Here is a 9325-nt window from a genome sequence, read left to right on the forward strand (position 1 = left end):
ATACGCCTCGATCTTCGCCTCGGGCCCATCGGCCCGCTCCATGGCGGCCTCGACCTCGGCGGCCCAGACCGGGAAGTCGACGGCGCACAGCTCCTCGACCACGGCGGCGCGGGAGCGGAAGTACTCATAGACGGAGGACCGCGCGAGTCCCGTGCGCTCGGCGAGGGCGGGGAAGGTCAGCGCCTCCGTGCCGCCCTCGGACAGCAGGGTGCGGGCGGCCTCCAGCAGGGCCGCGCGCTGCATCGTTCGGTGCTCGGCCACTGAGGCCGCTCGAATCCTGGGCACCCGACCACTCTACGGAAGAGGCCGCCGGAAGGGCGATGCCGGAGGGACGATTCAGCGTCCGACGTCGGCGAGTTTCGCCCGCAACTGGAGCACCGATTTGGTGTGGATCTGGCTGACCCTGCTCTCGGTGACGCCGAGCACCTGACCGATCTCGGCGAGCGTGAGCCCCTCGTAGTAATAGAGCGTGACCACGGTCTTCTCCCGCTCCGGGAGGGTGTTGATCGCTCGGGCGAGCAGCCTGCGCAACTCCCGGTCCTCGGCCACCTCGACCGGGTTGTCCGCGGCGGTGTCCTCGAGGGTGTCCATGAGACTGAGCCGGTCGCCGCCCTCGCCGCCGACATGCAGCAGCTCCTCCAGGGCGACCACATTGGCGAGCGACAACTGACTGAAAACGCCGTGCAGTTCCTCGATGCTGATGTCCATCTCGGCCGCCACCTCGGCCTCCGAGGGGGTGCGGCGCAGTTGGGCCTCCAGCGTGGCGTATGCCCGCTCCACGGCCCGGGCCTTCTGACGGACCGACCGCGGGATCCAGTCCAGCGCCCGCAACTCGTCGATCATCGCGCCACGGATCCGGGTGATCGCGTAGGTCTCGAACTTGATGGCGCGCTCGGGGTCGAACTTCTCGATGGCGTCGATGAGTCCGAAGACTCCGGACGAGACGAAGTCCGCCTGCTCGACATTGGAGGGCAGCCCGACGCTGACCCGGCCGGCCACATATTTCACCAGCGGTGAGTAGTGCAGGATGAGCTGCTCCCGCAGCCGGCCGTCGCCCGTGGTCTTGTACGACCGCCACAGCTCGTCGAGCGATGAGGGCGCGGCAGGGCGCACCGCGCCGCGAGCCGCGGGCGGCGCCGCGCTGTCAGACCCGGAGATGTGCTGGGGCATTCGTCGCCTTGAGCCGTTCTGCCATGACATGGGTGAGGACGTACGCTTCCGCCGGAAACCTTGTGAGCGTAGCGTGACTACGGTGTCGCGGTATGCGAAGGGCTTCGGCTCGGCGGTGTGCGGATACGGTCATCGCCTCAACCCTTTCACCCGATTGCCCCGATTCGGGGGATCGCCTCGCCGTGCGCCGTCGCCCGGGCTCATGGGACGGACCAACTCCCATCGATCGCCATGACGTTCGACAAAGCCCAGGGCGAGCAGTTCATGGAGCCGGCCCAGGGCCTCGTCGCAGCCGGTCCCGGATTCCCGGGCCACCTCCCGCAGGCCGTTGCCGCCTCGTGCCGACAACGCTTCCAGCACCCGTGCCGTCACGGGATCGAGCAGGTCCCGCTCGACCAGCGGGCCCCGGCGCTCCGGGGCGAGGTCTCCGATGCCGCCGATGAGCTCGGCCACTTCGGCGGCGTCGGTGACCAGGACCGCCTCACCGCGCAGCAGTTCATGCACCCCGGCGGACAGCGCGCTGGTCACCGGCCCCGGCACCCCCATGGTGGACCGCCCGAGCTGTTGTGCCCGGCGCGCGGTGACCAGCGATCCGCTGCGGAACTGGGCCTCTACCACGACCGTGCCTCGGGTGAGCGCGGCGATGACCCGGTTGCGGAGCACGAATCTGGGGCGCGTCGGATGCGCTCCGGGCGGCAACTCGGCCAGCACCAGGCCCTGTTCCGCGATGCGCTCGATCAACTCGGCATGCCCTCGCGGATAGGGGACGTCCACACCGGAGGCGAGCACCGCGATGGTGGCCCCGCCCGCGGCGAGCGCCCCTCGATGAGCCGCGCCGTCCACACCGTGGGCCGCACCGGAGACGACCACCCAGCCCCGCTCGGCCAGCCCGGTGCCGAGCGTGGCCGCGACATGCGCGCCGTAGTCGCTACAGGCCCGCGCGCCCACCACGGCGACCGAGCGCAGCGCCCACATCCGCAGGCCGGCCGGGCCGCGCACCCATAACCCGACCGGGCGAGCGTCCCCGAGATCGTCGAGCTGACCGGGCCAGTCCAGATCCCCGGGGCAGATGAACCGCCCTCCGCGCCGGGCGATCAGCGCGAGGTCGGCGACCGGGTCCAGCCCGGCCGCCCGCAGGGCGCATCCGGCCAGCCGGTCCCCGGTCGCCCCGGGCGGGGGCTTGCCCTTGCCGGTGAGCGCCCGCCACAGCGCCACCGGCCCCATGCGGCGCAGCCAGCGCCCCACGGCCTGGTCCCCGGGCTCCACGAGCCGGGTGAGCGCCGCCCGCGCCAGCCGCTCCTCGTCCGTGACCCCGTGCCGCTCGGGGAGCCCCTGCGCCCCGTCCGGGAGGCCCTGCCCGGCGTCCAGGGCTCCGTACTCCTCGCCCGGGGCGCCGTGCCTCGCGCCCGGGGCACCCTGTCCCTCGCCAGGGGCGCCCTGCCCTCCCTCGTCCAGGGCGCCAGGCTCCTCGTACGGGGAGCCCTGCCCCTGCCAGGGCTCGGAGAACAGGGCGGGGACGGCGGCGCCGCGGCCGCCCGCCGAAGGCGAGGACATCAGCACTCCCCCGCCGCGACCGGCACTCCGCGGCTGATCCCGGTACGTAACTGGAGCGCCTGGGCGATGTCCTGCGCCGCCGGCCGGTCGTGCCCGGCCAGGTCGGCGACGGTCCAGGCGACCCTCAGCACCCGGTCGAGCCCTCGGGCGGTGAGCAGCCCGCGCTCCATATCGCGCTCGGCCTCGCGCAGCGCACCGGGGAACGGCTGCCAGCGGGTGCGCAGCTCATGGCCCGGCACCTCGCTGTTCAGCCGCCAGGGGGTGTCCTGGAGGCGGGCGGCGGCCCGCTCCCGGGCCTCCCGGACCCGGGCCGCGACGGACACGCTGTCCTCCGCCCCGGCACGCGCCCCGGTGAGCTCGGCCCGGCTCACCGCTTCGACATGGACACGCAGGTCCACCCGGTCCAGCAGCGGCCCCGACAGCCTCGCCTGGTAGCGGCGGACCGTGGTGGGCGAGCATTCGCAGACGTCGCCCACCAGCCCATAGCGCCCACAGGGGCAGGGATTGGCCGCCAGCATCAGCAGGAAGCGGGCCGGCATCCGCATCATCCCGGCGGACCGGGCCACCACCACATGCCCCGACTCCAGGGGCTGCCGCAGGGCGTCCAGCGCCTTCCCGCTGAACTCGGGAGCCTCGTCCAGGAAGAGCACTCCGCGGTGGGCGAGCGAGACCGCACCGGGTCTGGGCAGGCCGTTTCCCCCGCCGACGAGCGCGGCCATGGTGGCCGAGTGATGCGGGGCGCAGTACGGCGGGCTCTCCACCAGCGGCTGGCCCGGCGGGAGGACCCCGGCGACCGAATGGACCGCGGTGACCTCCAGGGCCTCCTGCTGGGTGAGCGGCGGCAGCAGCCCCGGCAGCCGCTCGGCCAGCATGGTCTTCCCGGCGCCCGGAGGCCCGCTGAGGAAGAGGTGGTGCCCGCCCGCGGCGGCGACCTCCAGGGCGGTGCGCGCGGCCCGCTGCCCGGCGACCTCGGCCATATCGGGCCGCCCCGCGCCGGTCCCGGGCACGGCGGCGACTCCGGTGCCCATACCGGCGCCGGGCACGGTGAGCCCGGCCAGCATCGGATCGGGGCGGCCCAGCTCCTGGGTCTCCTCCTCCTCGGGCACCGGCTCGTCCGTCAGCACCGCGATCAACTGGCGCAGGCTCCGCACGCCCAGCACCGAGACGCCCGGCACCAGGGCCGCCTCCGCCGCCGTCTGCTCGGGGACCACCACCTGGCGGTACCCCGCCTCGGAGGCGGCGAGCACGGCGGGCAGCACCCCGCGGACCGGCCGGACCCGGCCGTCCAGGCCCAGCTCCCCGATCATCATCAGATCGGCGATCTCACGCGGATCCACGCGCTCGGCCGCGCCGAGCACCGCACAGGCCACGGCCAGGTCGAAGCCGCTGCCGCCCTTGGGGACGGATGCCGGGCTGAGCCCCACCGTGAGCTTCTTCTGTGGCCATTCGCCGCCGGAATTGACGACGGCCGCGCGGACCCGGTCCCGGCTCTCCACCAGGCTCTTGTCGGGCAGCCCCACGAGGGTGAAGGCGGCCACTCCCGGCTCCAGATCGGCCTGCACCTCGACCACGACGCCCTCGACCCCGACCAGCGCCACCGAGCAGGTGCGGGCGAACCCCATCAGGCCACCCCGCGCACATGCTCGACCACGGGCGCGCCCCGGCGGGGCAGCACCACCGCCACCACGTCGATCCGCACTCCGCCCGGCGGCGGGCCGCCGTGCCGCTCCAGCCAGCACTCGGCCAGCTTCCGCAGCCGCTCGGTCTTGTCCGGTCCGACGGCCGCCATCGGATGCTCATAGCCACCCTCGCGGCGCGTCTTGACCTCGCACACCACCAGCGCACCGGCATCGAGCGCGACGATGTCGATCTCGCCGTCCCGGCACCGCCAATTGCGCTCCAGGACGGTCATCCCGGCTTCCGCCAGCCTGCGGACCGCCACATCCTCGCCGTAGCGGCCCAGCGCTCCTCGGGCGTTCATTCGGCACCACCTCCGGCACCGACTGTGACGCCCCCGCGCCCCGCTCAGGGATCTTGGAGAATTCCTGTGGACGGCAGCCCGGCTGTGGACAACTCAGCCACTCGGAAGGTCGAGGTCGCTCTTGTTCAGCTCCTCGATATTCACGTCCTTGAACGTGAGAACCCGTACCTGCTTCACGAAACGGGCCGGGCGGTACATGTCCCAGACCCAGGCGTCGGCCATCGACACCTCGAAAAAGACCTCACCCTGGACCGAGTGCACCTGCATCTCGTAGTCGTTGGTGAGATAGAAGCGGCGTTCGGTCTCGATCACATATTTGAACAGACCGACGACATCGCGGTACTCCCGGTAGAGCTTCAGCTCCATCTCGGTCTCGTACTTCTCGAGGTCCTCGGCGCTCATGGCATGTTCCCCTTCAGCCGTGCGTCCCCCCATTGTGCGTCAGACGCGCTCAGTCTCCAGGATCACCGGTGCACCCGGGGGTCCCTCGACCAGCAGCGTACGCAACAGCTCCGCCAGCCGTGTCGGGTACACCGGCTCGGTGGCCGCGGCCAGCTCGTCCACCGTCCACCAGCGCAGTCCGGCCACACTGCGCCGCTCCAGCTCCGTCAGCCCGCCGCCGGCCCGCGCCGCCGTGGTCTGTTGGATACGACACAGGTAGTACCACTCGTCCTGGTCCCAGCGCCGCCCGGCGAACGGGAAGGAGCAGATCCGCCGCCACAGCAGCGGCCCGAGCCGCACATCGGTGATCCCGGTCTCCTCCGCGAGCTCCCTGAGCGCCGCCTGCTCGCGGCTCTCCTCGCCCTCCAGGCCGCCTCCCGGGGTGAACCACCACGTCGACGAGGGATCGTCCGGTTCGAAGCCGTGCAGCAGCAGGATGCGGTCCTGCGGATCCAGCAGCACTACCCGTGCGACCTTCCGCAGCCGCCGCTCGTCCACGCCGGTCGGCCCGGCTCCGCCGGTCGGCTCAGCCACCAGCGGCCACCTTCCCCTTCGCTGCCTGGTCCCGCCGTGCGCCGCCGCCCGACCTGCGCCGGACGAGGGGCCCGTAGGCCGCGCCCACCAGGATCAGCACGGCGCCGGTGACGATCGCGATCAGGATCGGCCCCAGCGGCCCCGGCTGCGAGATCCCGCCCGGCAGCGCCTTGAAGGCATCGGGCCGCCCCACGGTCCCCCAGGACCCCAGCGGCCAGGCGGTGGCGTCCACCCGGGCGTCCACCGCGCCCCGCTCCACGGCGCCGCCCGCCTCGTCGGTGAGATGCACCCGTGAGTCGAGGGAGTCGCTGCGGTGGTCGCCCATCAGGAACAGCCGGTCCTTGGGCACGGTGGTGGAGAAGACCGTCGAGGACGCCTGCTCCCCGGAGCGCAGATACGGTTCCTCGAAGACCTTGCCGTTGACCCGCAGCCGGCCCTGCTTGTCACAGCATTCGATCCGGTCGCCGCCGACCCCGATGACCCGCTTCACCATGGGCAGGTCGCCCCACACCTGGTCGCGGAAGACCACCACATCGCCGCGGCGCACCTCGCCACCGTCGACCCGCTGCGCCAGCACCCTGGCGCCCTTGGCGATCGTCGGCGCCATGGAGTCGGTCGGGACGGTGTACGGCTTGTAGAGCACCGCGCCCCAGACGAAGCCTCCGAGGAACAGCACACACCCGAGGGCCACCGCCACCCCGGACAGCACGCTGCCCGGCGTACGCCGCGGTGTGCCGCCCCCAACCCCTTGGGCTCCGCTCATTCCAGTGCTCCCGCCGTACGCAACAGACGTAGAAGATCAGGTTCCGTGTGCCCTGGGACACACGGAACCGCACCTTACCCGGCGGTACGAGCCCCGTCAGCAGTCGGCGGTCAGCCGATCCGGCCGGGCCTCGGCCTCGGCCCGGACCTTGGCGATCAGCCTGCGGCGGCGCCACAGCACGATCGGCAGCGCACCCGCGAGCCCCACGGCCGAGGGGGCCACCGCGGCGGCCGCACCCAGACCCGGCTGGTCGAAGGTGACCGGCACCGGCAGGGCGGACCAGCGGTCGATCGGCCAGGCGACGACGAAGGCGCGCCCGACGACATCGTCCACCGAGACCGTGCCGTTGTTCAGGTTCTGGTGGTAGCGGGAGTCCAGTGAGTCCTGGCGGTGGTCGCCCATCACCCAGATCCGGCCCTTGGGCACCTTGATCGGGCCGAACGGCTTCTCGTCACAGGGGGTGTTCCCGGGGAAGATGTACGGCTCGTCCAGCGGCTTGCCGTTGACCACGACCTTGCCGCCGCGCTTGCAGGAGACGGTGTCCCCGCCGACCGCGATGACCCGCTTGATCAGATCCTTCTCCTCCGCCGAAGGCATCAGCCCGATAAAGCTGAGCGCCTTCTGGATGCCCTCGGCGACCGGGCCGGAGTCACTCGTCTGTGTCTCGCCGAGCCAGCCGCCCGGATCGTGGAAGACGACCACCTCACCGCGCTGCGGCTCGGAGCCGAACCACGGGGTGAGCTTGTCCACCAGCACCCGGTCGCCCCGCTGGAGGGTGTTCTGCATGGAGTCGGACGGGATGGAGAACGCCTGCACCAGGAAGGTCTTGATCAGCAGCGCCAGAGCCAGCGCGATGATGACCAGGATCGGCAGCTCCTTCCAGAAGGAGCGCACCTTCTTCGGCTTCCCGAGCTTCCCGAGCTTCCCGAGCTTCCCGGGGCCCGGCTTCGCCGACGCCCCGTCCTCGGCCCCGGACGGGTCAGCGCCGCCGGGTCCGTCCGGGGGACCGGAGGGATCCTGCCCGCCATCGGCTCCGTGTGGGTCCGACGCCCTGGGGCGGGCAGCCGCCTTGTCCGTGGGTGCACCGGCTTCGGGCGCCTCGTCCGTCCCGTCCGTGGGGTGCTCTCCCGTCGTCCCGGGCTGCCTCTCGGGCTCTTCGTGACCGGATCGTGCGCCGACCGCCAAATCCCCCACATCCACTCCTCACGCCTGACTGCCGCCTGCCCCACGAACGGCGCAGGATCACCACTCCCATAACGAGCGGGAGTTCCGCAGGGGTCGGGAGCTGGACCATTCCTTGCTGATCCATGGGGGACAGCCTATGCGCCGCGCCCTCGGCCTGTGTCGCCCCACTCGGCGCGTCCTTGACGGAAGCGTAGGTGTCCGGCTCCTCGAGCCGCCGCATATGCCCGAACGGCCATGCGATCACCACGGCGCGGCCGACCACCATGTTGTCCGGGACCGTGCCCTGATACGGCTCGTCGAGATGGACTCGGGAGTCCGCCGAATTGGACCGGTGATCGCCCATGACGAACATCCGCCCCTGAGGGACGGTCACCTTGAACTGCCGCTGCGACGGTGGGTTCCCGGGATGCAGATACGGCTCGTTCAGCGGGGTCCCGTTGACGGTGACCTTGCCGTTCGTATCGCAGCAGGCCACCGTGTCGCCGCCCACCGCGACCACCCGCTTGATCAGGTCCTGCTCGTCGGAGGACGGCAGCAGGCCGATGAAGGTCAGGAACTCCTTGCCCTGCTTGATGACCGGCGGGTCGTCCTTGGGGGACTTGCGCTCGTCGTCCAGCCAGCCGCCGGGGTCCTTGAACACCACCACATCGCCGCGCTCCGGCTTCGAGCCGAACCACGGGGTGAACTTGTCCACCAGCACCCGGTCGCCGATCCGGATGGTCTGCTCCATCGAGCCGGACGGAATGACGAACGCCTGTACCAGGAAGGTCTTCAGGACGAGCGCGATCACCAGCGCCACGCCCACCAGGATCGGTATCTCCTTGACGGCCGAACGGCGCCGCCTGCGCTTGATCCGGCGCTGGATCCTGCGCCGCTCCGCGCGCCCGCCCACCCGGCGCTCACCCGGCGCACGGGGCGTGTCCACACCGGGTGGCGGCTCCGCCACCCGGTGCGCCTTGGCACGGGGCCGCCCGCGGCTACCCATGGGCACCACCGGGGGCGCCGGAGGGTATGGCGCCGGGCGCCGCGGGCACGCCCGCGAAGGCGTCCGTACGGGGCACACCGGACCAGCGGCCGAACGGCCAGGCGATCCATGCGGCGCGGCCGATCACCTTGTCGACGGGGACCGTGCCCCCGCCCGGCGCGCCCAGATAGTCGCGTGAGTCCCGGGAGGCGTCGCGGTGGTCGCCCATGACCCACAGCCGCCCCTCGGGCACGACGATGTCGAAGGGCACCCGCGAGGGGCTGTCCCCGGGGTGCAGATAGTGCTCGTCCACCGGCCGGCCGTTCACCTCGATCCTCCCCCGCTTGTCGCAGCAGGTGACCCGGTCACCACCGATGCCCACCACGCGCTTGACGTAGTCGGACTCGGCCGGTTCGGCCAGCCCGACCGCCGCGGCAGCCTTGCGCAGCAGACCGGTCACCGGGTTTCCGGACGGCTCCTCCTCACCGAAGGAACCGGCTCCGTCGAACACGACAACGTCGCCGCGGCGCGGATCGTCCCCGAAACGGTAGGCGAGCTTGTTCACCAGCACCCGGTCCCCGGGACGGAGGGTGTTCTCCATCGAACCGCTGGGGATCAGGAACGGCTGCACCACAAAGCCGCTCACCAGCAGCACGAGCGCGGCGCAGGCCGCCGCGAGCAGCGCCCCGCGCCGCCATCGCCCGCCGCCGGCCGGCCATCGCGGCAGCCGCCC

Annotated in this window: 11 protein-coding genes; all 11 read right to left on the reverse strand. The window is 72.0% G+C overall.

Annotated features, from left to right (window positions below; genetic code table 11):
• On the reverse strand, positions 1-261 hold a 261-nt coding region (locus tag KN815_RS41375; RefSeq protein WP_216346940.1), incomplete at its 3' end, for a helix-turn-helix domain-containing protein.
• Positions 262-336: 75 nt separating this feature from the next.
• Complete coding sequence (gene whiG, locus KN815_RS41380) at positions 337-1170, reverse strand: RNA polymerase sigma factor WhiG (RefSeq protein WP_014055202.1); 834 nt, start codon at positions 1168-1170, stop codon at positions 337-339.
• 129 nt (positions 1171-1299) lie between these two features.
• A complete protein-coding gene (gene dprA, locus KN815_RS41385) occupies positions 1300-2724 on the reverse strand; it encodes a DNA-processing protein DprA (RefSeq protein ID WP_253209574.1) in 1425 nt (474 codons plus the stop codon).
• The gene (locus tag KN815_RS41390) at positions 2724-4346 is read right to left on the reverse strand and encodes a YifB family Mg chelatase-like AAA ATPase (RefSeq protein WP_216346934.1); all 1623 of its coding nucleotides are present in this window, start codon (positions 4344-4346) and stop codon (positions 2724-2726) included. Before KN815_RS41390 ends, dprA begins: the two co-directional genes overlap by 1 nt.
• The gene (locus KN815_RS41395; RefSeq protein ID WP_216346935.1) at positions 4346-4705 is read right to left on the reverse strand and encodes a YraN family protein; all 360 of its coding nucleotides are present in this window, start codon (positions 4703-4705) and stop codon (positions 4346-4348) included. Before KN815_RS41395 ends, KN815_RS41390 begins: the two co-directional genes overlap by 1 nt.
• A gap of 93 nt (positions 4706-4798) precedes the next feature.
• Positions 4799-5107 carry a DUF2469 domain-containing protein gene (locus KN815_RS41400; protein ID WP_004944840.1) on the reverse strand — a complete coding sequence of 103 codons (309 nt, stop codon included), beginning with the start codon at positions 5105-5107 and terminating at the stop codon, positions 4799-4801.
• A 39-nt stretch (positions 5108-5146) separates the two neighbouring features.
• Positions 5147-5680: an NUDIX hydrolase gene (locus KN815_RS41405; protein WP_216346936.1), complete on the reverse strand. Its 534-nt coding sequence runs from the start codon at positions 5678-5680 to the stop codon at positions 5147-5149.
• Positions 5673-6443 (reverse strand): signal peptidase I, encoded by a 771-nt coding sequence (gene lepB, locus KN815_RS41410; protein WP_216346937.1) that lies wholly within the window; start codon positions 6441-6443, stop codon positions 5673-5675. The genes KN815_RS41405 and lepB (KN815_RS41410) overlap by 8 nt, the downstream gene beginning before the upstream one ends.
• Before the next feature lie 96 nt (positions 6444-6539).
• Positions 6540-7337, reverse strand: coding sequence for a signal peptidase I (gene lepB / locus KN815_RS41415; protein WP_216346938.1), 798 nt, complete (start codon positions 7335-7337; stop codon positions 6540-6542).
• An 85-nt stretch (positions 7338-7422) separates the two neighbouring features.
• The gene (gene lepB / locus KN815_RS41420) at positions 7423-8613 is read right to left on the reverse strand and encodes a signal peptidase I (protein ID WP_216346939.1); all 1191 of its coding nucleotides are present in this window, start codon (positions 8611-8613) and stop codon (positions 7423-7425) included.
• A complete protein-coding gene (lepB, locus tag KN815_RS41425; RefSeq protein ID WP_253209575.1) occupies positions 8606-9319 on the reverse strand; it encodes a signal peptidase I in 714 nt (237 codons plus the stop codon). Before lepB (KN815_RS41425) ends, lepB (KN815_RS41420) begins: the two co-directional genes overlap by 8 nt.
• Positions 9320-9325 lie beyond the last annotated feature (6 nt).

Origin of the sequence: Streptomyces niphimycinicus (assembly GCF_018883605.1) — a bacterium.
Classification (GTDB): domain Bacteria; phylum Actinomycetota; class Actinomycetes; order Streptomycetales; family Streptomycetaceae; genus Streptomyces; species Streptomyces niphimycinicus.

Coding starts and splice junctions, on each gene's coding strand:
- lepB (WP_216346937.1), bottom strand. CDS start 6,443: ATGAGCGGAGCCCAAGGGGTTGGGGGCGGCACACCGCGGCGTACGCCG.
- KN815_RS41400 (WP_004944840.1), bottom strand. CDS start 5,107: ATGAGCGCCGAGGACCTCGAGAAGTACGAGACCGAGATGGAGCTGAAG.
- KN815_RS41390 (WP_216346934.1), bottom strand. CDS start 4,346: ATGGGGTTCGCCCGCACCTGCTCGGTGGCGCTGGTCGGGGTCGAGGGC.
- KN815_RS41395 (WP_216346935.1), bottom strand. CDS start 4,705: ATGAACGCCCGAGGAGCGCTGGGCCGCTACGGCGAGGATGTGGCGGTC.
- lepB (WP_216346939.1), bottom strand. CDS start 8,613: ATGGGTAGCCGCGGGCGGCCCCGTGCCAAGGCGCACCGGGTGGCGGAG.
- whiG (WP_014055202.1), bottom strand. CDS start 1,170: ATGCCCCAGCACATCTCCGGGTCTGACAGCGCGGCGCCGCCCGCGGCT.
- dprA (WP_253209574.1), bottom strand. CDS start 2,724: ATGTCCTCGCCTTCGGCGGGCGGCCGCGGCGCCGCCGTCCCCGCCCTG.